The 18,259-nt window shown below is 66.2% G+C and carries 16 protein-coding genes; 8 read left to right on the top strand and 8 right to left on the bottom strand.

Annotation, left to right across the window (positions count from 1 at the left end; translation table 11 throughout):
• Positions 1-39 precede the first annotated feature (39 nt).
• Positions 40-2,025: an OPT family oligopeptide transporter gene (locus GW587_RS26485; RefSeq protein ID WP_166107899.1), complete on the top strand. Its 1,986-nt coding sequence runs from the start codon at positions 40-42 to the stop codon at positions 2,023-2,025.
• A gap of 414 nt (positions 2,026-2,439) precedes the next feature.
• A complete protein-coding gene (locus tag GW587_RS26480) occupies positions 2,440-2,958 on the top strand; it encodes a hypothetical protein (protein ID WP_166107898.1) in 519 nt (172 codons plus the stop codon).
• A gap of 9 nt (positions 2,959-2,967) precedes the next feature.
• Here GW587_RS26480 and GW587_RS26475 read toward each other — a convergent pair whose 3' ends face one another.
• Entirely contained in the window at positions 2,968-3,894 is a 927-nt protein-coding gene (locus GW587_RS26475; RefSeq protein ID WP_166107897.1) for a histone deacetylase family protein, read from the bottom strand.
• Between the two features lie 76 nt (positions 3,895-3,970).
• On the opposite strand from GW587_RS26475, the gene GW587_RS26470 reads away from it, so the two are divergent.
• The 5 genes from GW587_RS26470 to GW587_RS26450 all read left to right on the top strand — a co-directional run bounded on the left by GW587_RS26470 (position 3,971) and on the right by GW587_RS26450 (position 9,939).
• Positions 3,971-4,891, top strand: coding sequence for an AAA family ATPase (locus GW587_RS26470; RefSeq protein ID WP_166107896.1), 921 nt, complete (start codon positions 3,971-3,973; stop codon positions 4,889-4,891).
• Between the two features lie 6 nt (positions 4,892-4,897).
• Entirely contained in the window at positions 4,898-5,893 is a 996-nt protein-coding gene (locus GW587_RS26465) for a DUF58 domain-containing protein (RefSeq protein WP_166107895.1), read from the top strand.
• On the top strand, positions 5,890-8,034 hold the full coding sequence (locus GW587_RS26460) for a transglutaminase TgpA family protein (protein ID WP_166107894.1): 2,145 nt from the start codon (positions 5,890-5,892) through the stop codon (positions 8,032-8,034). Before GW587_RS26465 ends, GW587_RS26460 begins: the two co-directional genes overlap by 4 nt.
• On the top strand, positions 8,025-9,158 hold the full coding sequence (gene mltB / locus GW587_RS26455; RefSeq protein WP_166107893.1) for a lytic murein transglycosylase B: 1,134 nt from the start codon (positions 8,025-8,027) through the stop codon (positions 9,156-9,158). The genes GW587_RS26460 and mltB overlap by 10 nt, the downstream gene beginning before the upstream one ends.
• A gap of 442 nt (positions 9,159-9,600) precedes the next feature.
• Positions 9,601-9,939, top strand: a complete 339-nt coding sequence (locus GW587_RS26450; protein ID WP_166107892.1) for a hypothetical protein — start codon at positions 9,601-9,603, stop codon at positions 9,937-9,939.
• 66 nt (positions 9,940-10,005) lie between these two features.
• Here the strand turns inward: GW587_RS26450 and cysM are convergent, their stop codons facing one another.
• A complete protein-coding gene (gene cysM / locus GW587_RS26445; protein WP_166107891.1) occupies positions 10,006-10,908 on the bottom strand; it encodes a cysteine synthase CysM in 903 nt (300 codons plus the stop codon).
• Positions 10,909-11,070: 162 nt separating this feature from the next.
• Between cysM and GW587_RS26440 the strand changes: the two genes are divergently transcribed.
• Positions 11,071-12,804 (top strand): FAD-dependent oxidoreductase, encoded by a 1,734-nt coding sequence (locus tag GW587_RS26440; RefSeq protein WP_371875655.1) that lies wholly within the window; start codon positions 11,071-11,073, stop codon positions 12,802-12,804.
• On the opposite strand, the gene GW587_RS26435 is transcribed toward GW587_RS26440, so the two are convergent.
• The 6 genes from GW587_RS26435 to GW587_RS26410 all read right to left on the bottom strand — a co-directional run bounded on the left by GW587_RS26435 (position 12,785) and on the right by GW587_RS26410 (position 18,245).
• Positions 12,785-13,693: a polysaccharide deacetylase family protein gene (locus GW587_RS26435; protein ID WP_166107890.1), complete on the bottom strand. Its 909-nt coding sequence runs from the start codon at positions 13,691-13,693 to the stop codon at positions 12,785-12,787. The two genes, GW587_RS26440 and GW587_RS26435, sit on opposite strands and share 20 nt — an antisense overlap.
• Complete coding sequence (locus GW587_RS26430) at positions 13,686-14,999, bottom strand: MBL fold metallo-hydrolase (RefSeq protein ID WP_166107889.1); 1,314 nt, start codon at positions 14,997-14,999, stop codon at positions 13,686-13,688. Before GW587_RS26430 ends, GW587_RS26435 begins: the two co-directional genes overlap by 8 nt.
• 49 nt (positions 15,000-15,048) lie before the next feature.
• On the bottom strand, positions 15,049-15,393 hold the full coding sequence (locus tag GW587_RS26425; protein WP_229259667.1) for a hypothetical protein: 345 nt from the start codon (positions 15,391-15,393) through the stop codon (positions 15,049-15,051).
• A gap of 110 nt (positions 15,394-15,503) precedes the next feature.
• Entirely contained in the window at positions 15,504-15,794 is a 291-nt protein-coding gene (locus GW587_RS26420) for a ComEA family DNA-binding protein (protein ID WP_166107888.1), read from the bottom strand.
• Between the two features lie 132 nt (positions 15,795-15,926).
• A complete protein-coding gene (gene rfaE1 / locus GW587_RS26415) occupies positions 15,927-16,874 on the bottom strand; it encodes a D-glycero-beta-D-manno-heptose-7-phosphate kinase (RefSeq protein ID WP_166107887.1) in 948 nt (315 codons plus the stop codon).
• 3 nt (positions 16,875-16,877) lie between these two features.
• Positions 16,878-18,245, bottom strand: coding sequence for a UDP-glucose dehydrogenase family protein (locus GW587_RS26410; RefSeq protein WP_166107886.1), 1,368 nt, complete (start codon positions 18,243-18,245; stop codon positions 16,878-16,880).
• Positions 18,246-18,259 lie beyond the last annotated feature (14 nt).

Genomic DNA, 18,259 nt, shown 5'->3' with positions numbered 1-18,259 from the left:
TTATATAAACAATATTATTATTAAACCGGAGTGCTGAAGATGAGCATAGCTGCACCGTCCAACCCGAGGGAAATCACCCTTCGCGGCATTATTCTAGGGATCCTGATTACGCTGGTGTTCACGGCGGCCCAGGTCTACCTCGGCCTGAAGGTCGGCCTGACCTTCGCCACCTCCATCCCCGCCGCCGTGATCTCGATGGCTTTGCTGAGCGCCTTCAAGGACGCCACCATCCAGGAAAACAACATCGTCCAGACCATCGCCTCGGCCGCCGGCACGCTGGCCTCGGTGATCTTCGTGCTGCCAGGCCTGCTGATGGTGGGCTGGTGGGCGCACGTGCCGTTCTGGCCCACCTTCGGCGCCTGCGCCGTCGGCGGCGTGCTGGGCGTGATGTACACGGTGCCGCTGCGCCGCGCGCTGGTGTCGCAGTCCGACCTGCCGTATCCGGAGGGCGTGGCCGCCGCCGAAGTGCTCAAGGTCGGCATGGCCTCGCGCGCCGGCGCCGCCGAAGGCAAGGCCGGGCTGCGCGCCGTGGTCTGGGGCAGCGTCGCCTCGGCGCTGTTCGCCGCCGGTTCCGCCGTCAAGCTGATGGCCGGCGAAGTGTCGATCTACTTCCGCACCGGCGCCGGCGCCACCGGCATCGGCGCATCGAGCTCGCTGGCGCTGATCGGCGCCGGCCACCTGATGGGCATCACGGTCGGCATCGCGATGCTGGCCGGCCTGGTCATCGCCTGGGGCATCATGGTGCCGCTGATGACGTCCCTGTCCCCGGCCGCCGCCGGTGTCGACGCCGCCGGCCACGCGCTCGGCATCTGGTCCAAGGAAGTGCGCATGATGGGCGCCGGCGTGATCGGCATCGCCGCCATCATCACGCTGGCCGGCCTGGCCAAGCCCATCCTGGGCGGCCTGAAGTCGGCGATGGAGACGGCGCGCCGCTCCAAGCTGGAAGGCGCCGTCATCGACCGCACCGAGCAGGACATCCCGATCTTCATCGTCGGCCTGGTCACGCTGCTGGCGATGGTGCCGGCCGGCTGGCTGCTGGCGTCGTTCCTGCAAGGCGGTCCGCTGGCGTCGCTGTCGGTGCCGCTGGTCGCGGTCGGCGTCGGCTATATCCTGATCGCCGGCGTGTTCGCCGCCGCCGTCTGCGGCTACATGGCGGGCCTGATCGGCTCCTCGAATTCGCCGGTGTCCGGCATCGCCATCCTGACCATCCTCGGCGCCGCGCTGAGCGTGGGCATGGTCGGCCGCAGCGTCATGGGGCCGGAAGTGGCGCAGGCGCTGATCGCCTTCGCGCTGTTCGTCACCACCGTGGTGCTGGCGGTGGCCGTGATCGGCAACGACAACCTGCAGGATCTGAAGACCGGCCAACTGGTCAACGCCACGCCGTGGAAGCAGCAGGTCGGTTTGCTGATCGGCGTCGCCGCCGGTTCGTGCGTGGTGCCGCCGGTGCTGGAGCTGCTGAATCACGCCAACGGCTTCGTCGGCGCGCCGAATCTCGATTCGATCTCCGACCAGCCGCTGGCCGCGCCGCAGGCGCTGTTGATCTCGACACTGGCCAAGGGCGTCATCGGCGGCAATCTGCAATGGAATCTGCTGGGCTACGGCGCCGCCGTCGGTTTGCTGCTGGTGCTGATCAACTACGCGCTGAAAAAAGCCAGCAACGATCAATACAGCCTGCCGCCGCTGGGCGTGGGCCTGGCGATCTATCTGCCGAGCGCGGTGATCACGCCGGTGGTGATCGGCGCCGTGGCCGGCTACATCTTCGACCGCGCGGTGGAGAAGAAGGCCGGCGGCGAGACCGCCAAGCGACTGGCGGTGTTGATCATGTCCGGCTTCATCGTCGGCGAGAGTTTGTTCAACGTGGCGCTGGCCGGGTTGATCGTGTTGTCGGGCAAAGGCGAGCCGCTGGCCATCGCCAACACGCTGAGCGAGTCGCACACGATGATCATCTCGCTGGTGGTCGGCATCGCCGTGGTGTGGGGTCTGTACCGCTGGTCGGACAACAGCGGCCGCGAAGTCAACGCATAGTACCGCGCGCCGCATCGCCATGCCGCCCCAAGTGGGCGGCATTTTTTTTGCGGCTACAGGTCGGCGACGGGCAGCGCGCGCTTTGATTGTCGTCAAACAGCCATTCTGATGAACTCCTACAGTACCAATTGCACGCCTTTTTGTTTGGGTGCCTGCGCCGCCAGGGGGCCGGGCGTCGATTACGTGGCTGGCGAGCCGGCTAGGACGGGGGATTTTTCATTCACATCAACGTAAACTTTCATTCTCATGCGCGCGCGCCGTGATTTACACTTGGGGCGGCGCTCTGAATATGGCGGCGCAAGGAATCGGTATGTCGAAGGTACCTAAATGGGCATGACGAGATATTTTGGGCGCGGGTTTCTGTACCTGGCATGCATGTGGAACCTGCCATCGTCAGGCACGAACCAAGTGGCCATGGAACTGCAACCCTGGCCCGAAGCCCATGACTGCGCGGCCTGCGTATCGCTTCAATTTGGAAGCTTGTCCATGCGCCTGCCCTCCGCATTGATCGGGCAGGTTTTCGTTTCCGCCACCGCCATCGCCCAGTTGCACATCATCCCGGCTGGGGCCGACATCAAAACCAGTCTTTTCTTTCACGTATTACCCAGCGCGCAGATAACGGAAAAATATCAATCACTCGTTCGATTGCCGTTGGATCCACAACTTTTTTTTGATCGGCTGGGCGCGCCGGCCCTTAACCCGGACCCGTGGTCAAAAATCCGAACTGTCGAACAATTGGATACCGCGTTGCGATACACTAAAACCAGCAAGGGCCCCTTGCACGTTTACTGGATACGCGGGCGTCAGACGAACTCCCATTATCTCTATTTTGTGATCGATGGCAGTCCGTTGGTCTATGCGGCATTCGGCGAATTAACGCCGGAATTCTTCAACGCGATCCTCGCCCATCTCGTCATCACGCCCGAGCCTTGACCGCAATGTCTACAAGTCGGCCAGCACCTTGACGTGGGCCACCACGCTGCGGCCCAGCGCCGACAGGTTGTAGCCGCCTTCGAGGCAGCTGACGATGCGGCCTTTCGCATACAGCCGCGCCACCTCCATCACCTGCTGCGTCATCCAGGCGTAGTCCGCCTCCACCAGGCCCATGCCGCCCAGGTCGTCCTCGCGGTGGGCGTCGAAGCCGGCCGAGATGAAGATCATCTCCGGCTTGAACGCGTGCAGCGCCGGCAGCCATTGGTCGGTGACGATCCGGCGCACCACGTCGCCCTTGGTGTGGGCTGGCACCGGCACGTTGACCAGGTTGGCGGTCAGCGCGTGCGGCTCGGTGTACGGATAGAACGGATGCTGGAAGAAGCTCACCATCAGCGCGCGCGGCTCGTCGAGGAAGGCTTCTTCGGTGCCGTTGCCGTGATGGACGTCGAAGTCGACGATGGCGACCCGCGCCAGCCCACGCACCTCCAGCGCGTGCTTGGCGGCGACGGCGACGTTGTTGAACAGGCAGAAGCCCATCGGTTCGACCGGCCGCGCGTGGTGGCCCGGCGGGCGCACCGAACAGAAGGCGTTCTCGATCTCGCCGTCGATCACGGCGTCGGTCGCGGCCACCGCCGCGCCGGCGGCGCGCTGCGCGGCGCGCCAGCTCCAGGCGTTGAGCGAGGTGTCGCCGTCGATCGGATAGGTGTCGCCTTCGGCCGGGACGTTGTCGCGCACGATGCCGATCGCGTTCTTGCTGTGGTTGCGCTCCAGGTCCGCGATCGCCACCAGCGGCGCCTCGCGATGGTCCAGCAGGTCGCTGATGTGCGATCCGATCAGCTGGTCGGCGATCGCTTGCAGACGCGCCGGGGATTCGGGGTGCCAATCGCCCATGTCGTGGCGCTGGCAATCGGGATGGCTATAGATGGCTGTGGTCATGTCACTGTTTTTTCTGCTACTGCGATAGAATCGCTCATTAGCGCTAATCTACCATAGCTCATCGACCCTAGACATCATGTACACAAAATTGCACGCGGCGGCACGGCAGGTGGGCGAGATCATCGTCGGCAAGGACTTGCAGATCCGGCAGGCGCTGACCTGTCTCCTGGCCGGCGGCCATTTGCTGGTGGAGGACGTGCCGGGCGTCGGCAAGACCACGCTGGCGCACGCGCTGGCGATTTCGCTGGGGCTGCGCTTCAACCGCGTGCAGTTCACCAGCGACCTGCTGCCGGCCGACGTCAACGGCATCTCGATCTATGAGCGCGAGAAGAACGGCTTCGTGTTCCATCCCGGTCCGATCTTCACCCAGGTGCTGCTGGCCGACGAGATCAACCGCGCCACGCCGAAGACCCAGTCCGGCCTGCTGGAGGCGATGGAGGAACGGCAGGTCAGCGCCGACGGCGTCACGCGCGCGCTGCCGGAACCGTTCTTCGTCATCGCGACGCAGAACCCGACCCACCAGATCGGCACCTTCCCGCTGCCGGAGTCGCAGCTGGACCGCTTCCTGATGTGTCTTTCGCTCGGCTATCCGGACGCCGCCGCCGAACGCGCGCTGCTGATGGGCGAGGACCGGCGCACGATGTTGAAGTCGCTGCCGGCGGCGATGACGCCGGCCGAACTGGCGCAGGCGCAGCAAGGGCTGCGCACGATCCACACGGCGCCGTCGCTGATCGATTACGTGCAGGCGCTGGCGGCGGCCTCGCGCCAGAACGGCGCCTTCGCCGAGGGCCTGAGTCCGCGCGCGGCGATCGCGCTGTTGCAGGCGGCGCGCGCCTGGGCGGCGCTGGAGGGCCGCGACCATGTGCTGCCGGAGGATGTGCAGGCGGTGCTGGTGCCGGTGTGCGCGCATCGCTTGCGGCCGCTGAAGTCGGCGCACGGCGTGGCGCTGGCCAGCCGCGATCTGGTGTTGCAGCTGCAAAAATCGGTGCCTGTTTAAGTCGCGATGGTCGCCGGTCTGCGCACCCTGTACCGCAAAGGCCGCGACAAGTGGCTGTTCCAGCTGCACGACAGCGAGCCTGGCACCGTCACGCTCGGCATGCGCCGGGTGTTCATCGTGCCGACCCGTCCCGGCCTGGCCTTCGTCGGGCTGCTGCTGGTGATGCTGGTCGGGGCGCTCAATTACAGCCTGGGTCTCGGCTTCGCGCTGACCTTCTTCACCGGCGCTTGCGCGGTGGCCGACATGTACCTGACCGCGAAGAATCTGGCGTTGCTGCGCCTGTCGCCGGGCCGCGCGCAGCCGGTGTTCGCCGGCGAGGAGGCGCAGTTCGAACTGCATCTGCATAATCGGACCACGCTGGATCGCTATGCGGTCTGGCTGGGCTTCCAGGCCGACGGCGAGCCGCGCCAGGCGACCGACATTCTGGCCGGCGGCGACAGCGCGGTGCGGCTGTCGACGCCGACGCTGCAACGCGGCTGGCTGCCGGCGCCGCGCGTGCGGCTGGTGACGCGCTTTCCACTAGGGCTGTTCCGCGCCTGGAGCTATTGGCGGCCGGACGCGAAGGTGCTGGTGTATCCGGCGCCGGAGACGCCGGCGCAGCCGTTGCCGTCCAGCGGCGCGGCCAGCGAGGATGGGCATGGCACGGTGGGGCTGGATAATTTCGCCGGCATCCGCAGCTATCAGGCCGGCGATCCGATGCGGCATCTGGCCTGGCGCCAGATCGCGCGTCACGATCCGGCGCTGGGCGGGCAGTTGGTGACCAAGCATTTCGAGGGCGGCGCGGTGGCCGAGCTGAGTCTGGACTTCGCCGCGCTGCCGGTGCAGCTGGATCTGGAGATGAAGCTGTCGCGCATGACGCGCTGGGTGCTGGAGGCGGAGCAGCGCGCCCTGCCCTACAGCTTCCACCTGGCGCAACACGAATACGGCCCGGCGCTCGGCGACGCCCACCAGGCCGCCTGCCTGCGCGCGCTGGCGCTGTTCGGCAAAGAGGGGCAGGCATGAGCAAGTTCGCGCTGCGCCTGACGCGCGACAAGTCGGACACCTTGCTGCTGCTGGCCGCCGCGCTGATGGTGCTGGCGCCGCACTTCGGCCATCTGCCGCTGTGGATCAGCGCCGGCGTCTGCGCGACGCTGGTGTGGCGCGCGGCGATCACCTGGCGCGGCAAGCGCATGCCGCCGCTGTGGCTCTTGTTGCCGGTGTCGCTGGCGGCGATGGGCGGCGTGTTCCTGACCTACCGCACGCTGCTCGGCCGCGACGCCGGCGTCGCCATGTTGGCGCTGCTGCTGGCCTTCAAGCTGCTGGAGATGCGCGCCAGGCGCGACCTGTTCGTGGTGATCTTCCTCAGCTTCTTCGTGCTGCTGACGAACTTCTTCTACTCGCAGTCGATGCCGACCGCGCTGTTCATGATGGCCACGCTGGTGGTGCTGCTGACGGCGCAGCAATCGTTCCAGTACACCGGCCTCGTGCCGCCGCTGGCCAAGCGTCTGCGCACTTCGGCCAAGCTGGCGCTGCTGGCGGCGCCGCTGGCGCTGCTGCTGTTCGTCGGCTTCCCGCGCATCCAGGGGCCGCTGTGGGGACTGCCCGGCGACGCCGCCGGCGGCAAGACCGGCATCAGCGACAGCATGGCGCCCGGCACGCTGTCTTCGCTGGCGCTGTCGGAGGAGACCGCGTTCCGGGTGCGCTTCATCGATGCGGTGCCGGCGCGCGGCCAGCTGTACTGGCGCAGCATCGTGCTGGGCGACTACGACGGCCGCACCTGGACCCGCGTGCCGCGCCGGCGCGGCCTGCAACGGCTGGACGTGGCCGTCAACGCGCGCGGCAAGGCGGTGCGCCATGAGATCACGATGGAGGCCACCAATAAACGCTGGCTGGCGCTGCTGGAGCTGGGCGGCCCCGAGTTGCGCCTGCCCGGCCATCGCGTGCGCGATTCCGACGAGATGGAACAGTTCACCATGGAGCCGGTGACGCAGCGGGTGCGCTTCACGGCCGCCGCCTACCTCGATTACCAGTTGCAGGCCGGCGAGCAGCCCGAGCGCATGCGGCGCTGGCTGGAGCTGCCGGCCGGCTTCAACCCGCGCACGCTGGCGCTGGCGCGGCAACTGCGCGACCAGGCGGCGGGCGCGGCGCCGTCGCGGCCCGGCGAGCAGCCCGGCGCGCAGTCCGGCGTCAAGCCCGACATCTGGCCCGGCATCCGGCCCGGCGACGCGCCGAGCGAGCAACCGAGCGGGCCGACGGGTGAGCGGCCGAGCGAACAATCGAGCGAACAACTGAGCGAACAATTGAGCAACGCCGTGCTGGCCCGCTTCCGCAGCGACAGCTACCAGTACACGCTGGAGCCGCCGCTGCTGGGCCGCGACGCGGTCGACGATTTCCTGTTCGTCAGCAAGGCCGGCTTCTGCGAACACTACGCCGGCGCCTATGTGGTGCTGATGCGCGCCATGGGCGTGCCGGCGCGCGTGGTCACCGGCTACCAGGGCGGCGAAATGAACCCGGTCGACGGCTACCTGACGATCCGCCAGTCCGACGCCCACGCCTGGGCCGAGATCTGGACCCCGGCCGGCGGCTGGCGCCGGGTCGACCCGACCGCCGCCGTCGCCCCCGAGCGCGTATCGCAAAACCTGGCGCGCGCATTGCCGCGCCCCGCGCCGTTCGGCCTGGGCCCGCTGCTGGCCATGCAAAGCGATCCCGATTCGTGGCTGGCGCAACTCAGATTCGGCTACGCGGCGATGAATAATTCTTGGAATCAATGGGTCCTGGATTACAATCCAGACAGGCAGCGAAGTTTCCTTGAGGAACTAAGCGCGGCCCTGGGCAACCGGCGCACGGCGCTGGGCGCGCTGCTGGTGGCCGGTCTGCTGGCTGCGCTGCGCTGGCGCCGCCGGCTCCAGCCGACCGATCCGCTGGACGGGCTGTACCAGGCGTTTTGCCGGCAGCAGGCGCGCCACGGTTACGCGCGCCGCCCGGACGAAGGCCCGCACGGCTACGCGGCGCGGCTGCGCACGATGCCGGCCGGCGCGGCGAAACGCGCCGCCATGGAACAATTTTTAGCCTTGTACGGCGCGCTGCGATACGGCGCGCCCGAGCCCGATACACGCAAGGCGTCGCTGGCGACGCTGAAAACCCTGCTACCCTTATGCCGATGAAGACTTTGATCACCTCCCTGCTGCTGAGCGCAGCCATCCTCAGCCCGGCCAGCCACGCCGCCGTCGATCCCTACGGCTACAAGCTGCCACCGAGCATGCAGAAAAAGAAAAAGGTCGTGCCGCCGAAAAAGAAAGGCCCGCCGCCGGTCGACTATGTCGGCGAGTTCGTCAACTTCGGCGACTGGAAGGAAGTGCGCGAGTTCCTCGACGACGTCGCCGCGCGCGACGGCTTCGACCGAGCCGAGCTGAACACGCTGATGGCCCAGGTGCGCTTCGTCGACGCCGCCGTGCAGCTGGTCAAGCCGGCGCCGCCGGGCAAGCCGAAGAACTGGCAAGCCTACAGCCGGCTGACGGTGGAGCCGGTACGCATCGACGGCGGCGTCAAGTTCTGGAACGAGAACGTGGACGCGCTCAACCGCGCCGAAGCGCTGTACGGCGTGCCGGCCGAAATCCTGGTCGGCATCATCGGCGTCGAGACCGTGTACGGCCGCAACACCGGCCGCTTCCGCGTGGTCGACGCGCTGGCCACGCTGGCGTTCTCGTATCCGGAAGCGCCGCAGCGGCGCGACCGCATGGCCTTCTTCCGCGGCGAACTGGAATCGACGCTGCTGTTCGCGCGCCAGAGCGGCATCGATCCGCTGTCGCTGAAAGGCTCGTTCGCTGGCGCCATCGGCATGCCGCAGTTCATGCCGAGCAGCCTGATGAAATACGCGGTCGACTTCGACGGCGACGGCAAGATCGACCTGCTCGGCTCCAGCGGCGACGCCATCGGCAGCGTGGCGGCCTTCCTGGTGGCGCACGGCTGGCAACGCGAACAGGGCGGACCGCTGGTGTATGCGGCCGCCGTGTCGCCGAGCCGGGAGTGGGAACCGATGATCAAGCAGGGACTGGTGGCGACCTATCGCACGGCGGAACTGAGCGCCGCCGGCGTCACCACCACGGTGCCGGTGCCGGAACAGCAGAGCTACGGCCTGGTCGACCTGCAGAACGGCGCCGAGCCGACCGAATACTGGCTGGCGAACGCCAACTTCTTCGCCATCACGCAGTACAACCGCAGCTATTTCTACGCGATGTCGGTGGTGGAACTGGGCCGCGCCGTGCGTCTGGCGCGCGGCGGGATGTGAGCTTTGCGGATGTAAGCAAGCGTAAATCGGCTTGTCCCGCGCCGCCGCGCACGGTATTGTTTTGTTGACACTTGGCAAGTATTTGTCCAATCTGACCGCGTAAGCAACAAAACAAGCGCTTCTTTTACAACGGAATGGTTATACAATTAACTTTACCGTTTGATTAAAAGTGCGCGCAGGAAGCTTATCAGAAGAGAAGGTGTATAATTCTCACACAATGTTGCAAGCAGACAACAATGATACGTGGCGCACAGGTTTTTTTATTGCTGCCAAGTATTAGATTGCGCGCTGTTGTATAATTGTGTATATATTATGAAACTTGTTATCCCGGAATCCGTGTCCTTGTGTGAATTCGTTCCTTGGTAAGGATGAACATGAACGCAGCAAAGCTCCGAGTGTTGTACTTTGCAGGACAACTTTATCAGAAGGAAAAGACGAAATCATGACAAACCAAGTCGGCATAGATATGAACAACGATGCGGATGGCGATGATCTGCTGCAATACAATCCCAACCGCCTGCTCGATACCCTGATCGAAAACCTGCGTCTGAAAAACGATGCGGCCCTGTCGCGCGCATTGGAAGTGGCGCCGCCGGTGATCAGCAAGATTCGTCACCATCGTCTGCCGGTCGGCGCTTCGCTGCTGATCCGCATGCACGAAGTGAGCGATCTGAGCATCCGCGACTTGCGTTACTTGATGGGCGATCGCCGCAACAAGTTCCGCATCAGCGACAAGCAGTTCAAGCCTAAAGAAGGCGAACCAGGCGGCGGCCAAGGCTGATCCAGCCCTGCTCGTTTCACCTGCGTCAACTCCCTCCCCCCGCACCCGGGGAGAGGGCGGTAATTCTTATGCCGGAAACACCCCGGTCGACAGATAGCGATCGCCACGATCGCAGACGATGAACACGATCGTCGCATTCTCCACCGTTTGCGAAATCCGCAACGCGATCTCACAGGCGCCCGCCGCCGAAATTCCACAGAACAGACCTTCCTCGGCCGCCATGCGCCGCGCCATGCGTTCGGCCGCCGCTTGCGACACCGATTCCACCTGATCGACGCGGCTGCGGTCGTAAATCTTCGGCAGATACGCTTCCGGCCATTTGCGGATGCCGGGAATCGACGAGCCCTCTTCCGGCTCGGCGCCGATGATGCGCACCTCCGGGTTCTGCTCCTTCAGGTAGCGCGACACGCCCATGATGGTGCCGGTGGTGCCCATCGCGCTGACGAAGTGGGTGACGCGGCCGTCGGTGTCGCGCCAGATCTCCGGGCCGGTGCCCTCGTAGTGCGCGCGCGCGTTGTCCTGGTTGCCGAACTGGTCGAGGATGATGCCCTTGCCGTCCTTTTGCAGTTGCTCCGCCATGTCGCGCGCGTATTCCATGCCGCCGGTCTTGGGCGTGAGCATGATCTGCGCGCCGTAGGCGGCCATGCTCTGGCGCCGCTCGATGCTGAGGTTTTCCGGCATCAGCAGCAACATCTTGTAGCCGCGCAAGGCCGCCGCCATCGCCAGCGCGATGCCGGTGTTGCCGCTGGTCGCTTCGATCAGGGTGTCGCCGGGCTTGATGTCGCCGCGTTCCTCGGCGCGCTTGAGCATCGACATCGCCGCGCGGTCCTTGACCGAGCCGGCCGGGTTGTTGCCTTCGAGCTTGCCGAGAATGACGTTGTTGCGCGCCAGCGCGTCCGCGCCGGGCAGGCGGGTCAGCTGCACCAGCGGGGTGTTGCCGATCGTATCTTCCAGGGTTTTGTAAGCCATCGTGTGTTCTATCGTGAGAAATTCGCCAAAACAAGCATTCTAATCCGAGTTGGCGCTATGCGTATGCCCGGCCTCCACCTCCCCCGAAAGACTTTGGACTGGCGCCGGTGCATACGTTAGACTGGCAACATGTCTGCAACCACTTTCACGCTCCCCACCGCCATGGCCCACTCCCCCCTCGATCCGCCGTCCAACAACACACTGGAGCAGCGCCACCATCAGATGTTTCCGATGCTCAGCGAGACCGACATCAAACACATGATGCGCTTTGGTCACGTGCGCCAGTTCAGCAACGGCGAGATGATCTTCGCGGCCGGCAAGTCCAGCTTCGGCCTGATGCTGGTGATCAAGGGCGGCATCAAGATCAGCCGCTACGACGGCCTCGGCAACACCTCCTACATCACGACCCACATGCCGGGCCAGTTCAGCGGCGAGGTGGCGCAGCTGTCGGGCCGGCCGATGCTGGCCAACGGCGAGGCCGACGGCGACGTCGAAGTGCTGGTGGTGCCGTCCGAATCGCTGCGCGCGCTGCTGGTCGCGCATGCCGAACTGGGCGAGCGCATCGTGCGCGCGCTGATCCTGCGCCGCGTCGGCCTGATCGAGCAGAATTCCGGCGGCCCGGTGATCGTCGGACCGCGCGGCCATGGCCGCATCCACACGCTGCAGAGCTTCCTGCAATCCAACGGCCATCCGCACAGCGTGCTCGACCCGATGGAAAACCAGCAGGCGGCCGACCTGATGGAGCACTTCCAGCCCAAGCCGGAAGAGCTGCCGCTGGTGGTGTGCCCGGACGGCGTGGTCAAGAAAAACCCGAGCGTGGTCGAGATCGGCCGCTGCCTCGGCATGTTGCCCGAACTGGACGGCGACAAGGTGTGGGACGTGATCGTGGTCGGCGCCGGCCCCGCCGGGCTGGCCACGGCGGTGTACGCCGCGTCCGAAGGCTTGTCGGTGCTGGCGCTGGAAACGCGCGCCTACGGCGGCCAGGCGGGCGCCAGCGCGCGCATTGAAAACTATCTCGGCTTCCCGACCGGCATCTCGGGCGGCGCGCTGGCGGGCCGCGCGTATGTGCAGGCGCAGAAGTTCGGCGTCGAAGTCGCGATTCCGGCGCCGGCCGGGCGCCTGATCTGCGACACCTATCCGCTACAGGTCGAAATGTGCGGCAGCCTGCAACGGCTGAAGGCCAAGTCGGTGGTGCTGTCGTGCGGCGCGCGCTACCGCCGGCCGTCGCTGGCCAACCTGAAGCAATTCGAGGGCAAGGGGATTTACTACTGGGCCTCGCCGATCGAGGCCAAGCTGTGCAAGACCGAAGAGATCATCCTGGTCGGCGGCGGCAACTCGGCCGGCCAGGCGGCGGTGTTCCTGTCGGGGCACGCGGCCAAGGTGCACATGCTGATCCGCAAGGACAGCCTGTCGTCGACGATGTCGAACTACCTGATCGAGCGCATCATGGCGACCTCGAACATCGAGTTGCACACGCACTCGGAGATCGTGGCGCTGGAGGGCGACGAGGACGGCCTGAAGCAGGTGCGCATCCGCAACTCGCAGAAGGATGAGGAGTGCGACTACGACGTCTGCCGCGTGTTCCTGTTCATCGGCGCCGATCCGAACACCGGCTGGCTGAGCGACTGCGGCGTCGACGTCGACAGCCACGGCTTCATCCGCACCGGTTTCGACGTCACCAAGGCGCAGTGCAAGGCCAACTTCTCCAACGGCGTCTATCCGCGCGACCTTCCGGCACGGGCGGCGCTGGAGACCAGCGTGCCGGGCGTGTTCGCCATCGGCGACGTGCGCGCGGCGTCCACCAAACGGGTCGCGGCGGCGGTCGGCGAAGGCGCCGCCGTGGTGGCGCAGATCCACCAGTTCCTCGCCAACCTTCCTATAGTCCCTGCGACTTGAGCTGGTCGATTTCAAAATCGCCATCGTCGACCAGCCGCTCCCAGCCCTCGAACTTGCCCAGGCCCTTGCTGCGCGCGATCGACAATAGCAGGCTTTGGCCGGCCACCTGCCGCTCCGGCGCCTGCTGGTAGACCGCATCGGCGAAAGCCAGCGCCGGCGTGGTGATGCTCCAGCCCATGTCGCGGAATTGCTGGATCACGTCGCCGAGCCACAGCGCGCTGACCAGGTTATGGTGCATCAGGATCACCTGCGGCACGTCGCGCCCCTCCAGCTGGCGCGACAGGTCGCGGTAGGCGGTCGCGCGCTGGCGGATGTGCGCCAGGTACGCTTGCCGGATCGGCGCCAGGTCCGCCTTCGGATTCGCTTGCAGCACCTCGACCAGATGCTCGTCCAGCCGCCAATCGCTGGTGTCGAGGCTGACGTAGGCGTTGCGATAGCCGGTCCGCTTCAGATAGTCGCGCATGCCGTCGCGCTTCTCCGGCGTGTTCCCTTCGCGCAGGAAGGTGAAGCGGAACCATTTTTGATAGCCCGGCAGCGTCGACGTGATGCGGTCGCAGTCGCGGATCTCGTGCTGATATTGCGCCAGTGTCAGCTTGGCGCTGTTCAGGTCCGGATGCGTCATCGTGTGGTTGCCGATCGCATGCCCGGCTTCGCCCCAGGCCTTGGCCAGCGCGTAGCCCTCGGGCCGGTCGGCGCCGTTGCCGCAGGTGACGAACAGCGCGGCCGAGACCCGCTGCCGCGCCAGCGCGTCCAGCATCGCCTGGTTGCGCTGCTGCGGCGACAGCAGCGGCGTCTCGTCCAGCCGCGGACCATCGTCGAAGGTGAACGCCACCGATTGCGCCTGCGCGCCCATGCTGGCAAACAGCAAACTCCACAGCAGCTTACGCATGGACGACTCCCAGCCGCTTGAGCTGCGCCGCCTGGTAGGCGCCGACCGCGACGTTGAACAGGCAGCGGATCAGCGGATCGTCGACGATGTCGGCGTCGGCTGGCGCGCCGTCGATGCGCATGTACATCGACGTCAGCGATTCGCCCAGTTCCAGGCCGGCGTACAGCTTGGCGATCGGGATTTCGGTGGTCCAGGTCGGCGCGACCTCGTCGCCCGTCGGCGCGATGCTGTCGCCGTGGACGCGGTAGCGGAAGCGCTCCACCCGGCCGGCGTGATCGTGGACCGACAGCTGCCACACGCACGGCGTGGCGAAATAACTGTCCTCTGGCAGCTCCATCTCCTCGTAGCGTTCGATCAGGCCCGCGCGGCAGAAGTCCAGCGCCAGCGCGGTCTGCGCCGCGTCGAGCGGCGCGAAGTGGCGCGCGATCTCCGAGGTCGGCGGCGGCGCGATGGCGGCGTCGTACTCGTAATCGACGTCTTGCTCGCCGACCGGCAGCACCCACGGCAGCGGCGCGGCCGGCGTCAACGCGTCCGCCGTCAGCTCGACCGCGACCGATGGATTGAGCCTCAGCACGCGCGCCTGCGGCAGCCAAGCGCCCACCTCGTCGGCGAAGCGGCGATAAGTGATCGGGAACATCGCGTGGTTGTACCACGACCACGGCTCCTGCCGGAACTGGCAGGAACTCGGCACCACATAGCGCGGCGCCAGCGCGCGCAGCTGCTCCGGCCATTCCTCCGGCAGCGCCACCGGCCCCCGCTCGGCGCGCGACGGCGCGATCACGTCGACCTCGCGCATGGTCTGGAACGGCCACAGCACCATGTCCCATGGCGCGTAGCGCTTGAGCTGCTCCAGCGTTTCCGGATCCATCCACGCGTCGACCACGTTGAGCACATTCAGCCCGCCGGCGCGGATGTGGAACATCGAATCGACGTCGGCATCCAGCGCGCGGCGCGGAATTACCTCGATCGCGCCGACCACCACCGGCGCATCGACCTCCAGCGCGCGTACATCGATGAAGCCGAGCGCGCGGATCATCGCGAACAGTTCCTCGAACAGGCAATACATATAGATCGGCGTGGCGCGGTCCAGCAGGTCCAGGCTCTCCATCGAGCAGTGGTCGTCGTGGAAGTGGGAGATGAACACCGCGTCCGGCCGCAACCCGCGCACCTGCGCCAGGTCGAATCGCACGTCCGGGAAGGCGTGGCAGTTCCGGCTGAACAGATTTTCAAACACCGGGTCGAACAGGATCCGCGTGCGGTCGCACTCGAACACATACCCGGCGTGCAGAATTCTGGAGATCTTCATCGGCCCCTCATGAAAGTCGGCAAAGTCGCCAACGCTACCATCCATCATCTCACGAGCGGGGCGGCGGCGCCAATAGCGCCAGCTGCGCGTACCAGTCGGCGTAGGGCGTGTTCCTGACCATGTGCCGGTTGTAGTCGGGCGCCCCGTCGTTCCACCAGACTGGGCCGCGTTCGCCCAGCAAGCGCTTGGCTTCGTCGACGGCGGCGCGGGCGGCGCGCTCCGCGTCAGGGTCCTGGCGCTTCCGCGCGGCGCCGACCTGCCGCCGCGCCGCCATCAGCAATCCAACCAGGCGCTCGCGCTCCTCTGCCGCCAGCGCTGGATTACTCAAGCGCCACAGCCGGCCGGAGACCACGAAATACCGCCCGTCCGGCGTGTGTGGATGCTGGTCGGACATCGCCATCTCCCGCGTGATAAAGCCCGACGTTAGCATCGATCCGCCACCCGGCGGCGCGCGGCAACAAAAAACCCGCAACGCGTGCGGGTTCGGGGCCGTGGCTCAGGCCATTATTTCTTCGGCGCGGCCGCGCCCTCCTTCGATTTTCCGTTCACCTGCAGGCCGGCCTCGGACAGCTTGATGGCGTTCTTGCCGCCGATGCCTTTGACTCGGCTCTCGAAATCGGCCCAGTCCTTGAACTCGCCCTTCTTGCGCTCCTCCAGGATCGCCTTGGACTTGGCGGGGCCGATGCCCTTGACCGAATCCAGCGCGGCCTGGTCGGCCTTGTTGACGTCCACCTGCGCGAACGCCAAGCCCATGGTTGCGACCATCGCGACGGCCAGCAAAAGTTTCCTGATCATGATATCTCCGTTGTGGTTAGCCAAGCGCGCCCATCGCGCCCGCCTTCGCACAACGGCATGCCGCCACAACGGTTGACCGCGCGCGACGCCGGACTCTGATGTAGCGCAAAGTCCGGCGTCGCGGCGCGCGCGTCAGGCGTCGAACAATTCTTCGCGGGTAACGGTCGCCGTACCCAGCTTGCCGACCACGATGCCACCGGCCCGGTTGGCGGTCTGCACCGCCTCGTTCCAGCCGGCGCCGGTGCCCAGCATGCAGGCCATGGTGGCGATCACAGTGTCGCCGGCGCCGGAGACATCGAACACTTCGCGCGCCTGCGCCGGCATGTGGAATTGCTCGCCGTCGGTGTACAAGGTCATGCCTTCCTCGGAACGGGTCAGCAGCAGCGCGTCCAGCCGCAGCTCCGTGCGCAGTTGCTGCGCCTTGGCCGTCAGTTGCTCTTCGCTGTTCCAGTTGCCGACGATGCGCTTCATCTCCGACTTGTTCGGCGTCAGCACGGTGGCGCCGGCGTAGCGGGTGAAGTCGTCGCCTTTCGGATCGACCAGCACCACCTTGCCGGCGGCGCGCGCCGAGGCGATCATGTCGGCCACGTTGACCAGGCTGCCCTTGGCGTAGTCCGACAGCACGATCACGTCGTAGTCGGCCAGCAGCGCCTTGAACTGCAACAGCTTATCGCGCAGCACGGTGTCGCTTGGCGGCTCTTCAAAGTCGATGCGCAGCATCTGCTGCTGGCGGCCGATCACGCGCAGCTTGATGATGGTGGAGATGGCGTCGTCGCGCTTCAGGTAGCTGCGGATGCCGCCGCCTTGCAGCATCTGCTCCACCTCGTTGCCTGCCTCGTCGGCGCCGACCACGCCCAGCAGGCCAGCATTGGCGCCAAGCGCGGCCGCGTTGCGCGCCACGTTGGCGGCGCCGCCCAGGCGCGCTTCGCGCTTTTCGATGCGCACGATGGGCACCGGCGCTTCCGGCGAAATGCGGCCGACGTCGCCGAACCAGTAACGGTCCAGCATCACGTCGCCGACCACCAGGATGCGCACCTGCTCCAGCGCGGGCGCCTTGTACGTCGTCACGGCAGTATTCATGGCTTAGTCCCGGGTCAGGATGGAACGGCCGATGCCGTGGTATTCGAAGCCCGCTTCGGCCATCACTTCCGGCTCGAACAGATTGCGGCCGTCGAAGATCACGGCCTGCTTCAGCGCCGCCTTGATCTTGTCGAAATCCGGGCTGCGGAAGGCCTTCCATTCGGTGACGATCACCAGCGCCTCGGCGTCGGTCAGCGTATCCATCGGGCTGTCGGCGAAGCGCACGCGCGCCAGCTCTCCGGCGTTCAGGTCCAGTTCCAGCACGCGCTTCGCTTCGGTCATCGCGACCGGATCGTAGACCGCCACGCTGGCGCCGCCGTCGAGCAGCTGCTTGAGCAGCACCCGCGCCGGCGCTTCGCGCATGTCGTCGGTATTGGGCTTGAAGGCCAGGCCCCAGACCGCGAAGTGCTTGCCGCTCAAGTCCTCGCCGAAGCGCTTGACCACCTTGCGGCCCAGCACCTGCTTCTGCTTGTCGTTGACCTGCTCCACCGCGCGCAGGATCAGCAGATCCTGGTCGTACTGGCGGGCGGTGCGTTCCAGCGCCTGCACGTCTTTCGGGAAGCACGAGCCGCCGTAGCCGGCGCCGGCGTACAGGAAACTGTGGCCGATGCGCGGATCGGAGCCGATGCCGTGACGCACCGCTTCGATATCCACACCCACCTGGTCGGCCAGGTTGGCCAGCTCGTTCATGAACGAGATGCGGGTCGCCAGCATGGCGTTGGCGGCGTACTTGGTGAACTCGGACGAACGCACGTCCATCCAGTGGGTGCGCTCGCGGTTGCGGTTGAACGGCGCGTACAGTTTGCGCAGCAATTCGCGCGCGCGGTCGCCTTCAGGCGTGCTGTCGCAACCGATGACGATGCGGTCCGGACGCATGAAGTCCTCCACCGCCGCGCCCTCTTTCAGGAACTCCGGATTGGAGGCGACCGAGAACGCGAGGCGCTCGCCGCGCGCGTCCAGCTCCGTGCGCAGCGCGGCGCCGACGCGGTCCGCCGTACCGACCGGCACCGTGGATTTGTCGACCACGACCTTGAAACCGGTCATGTGCTTGCCGATGTTGCGGGCGGCGGCCAGCACGTATTGCAGGTCGGCCGAGCCGTCTTCGTCCGGCGGCGTGCCGACCGCGATGAACTGCACTTCGCCGTGGGCGACCGAGGCCGCGACGTCGGTGGAGAACTGAAGGCGGCCGGCGGCGCGGTTGCGCGCCACGACTTCATCCAGGCCGGGTTCATGGATCGGGATGCCGCCGCTGTTGAGCAGGTCGATTTTTTTCTGGTCGACGTCGAGACAGAACACGTCGTTGCCCAGTTCCGCCAGACAGGCGCCGGTCACCAAGCCTACATAGCCGGTGCCGATGATGGTGATCTTCATTGGAGGGAGTCCTT

This window comes from Duganella aceris (genome assembly GCF_011090165.1).
Lineage (GTDB): Bacteria > Pseudomonadota > Gammaproteobacteria > Burkholderiales > Burkholderiaceae_D > Rugamonas > Rugamonas aceris.
This window is presented reverse-complemented; position numbering and strand designations above follow the sequence as displayed.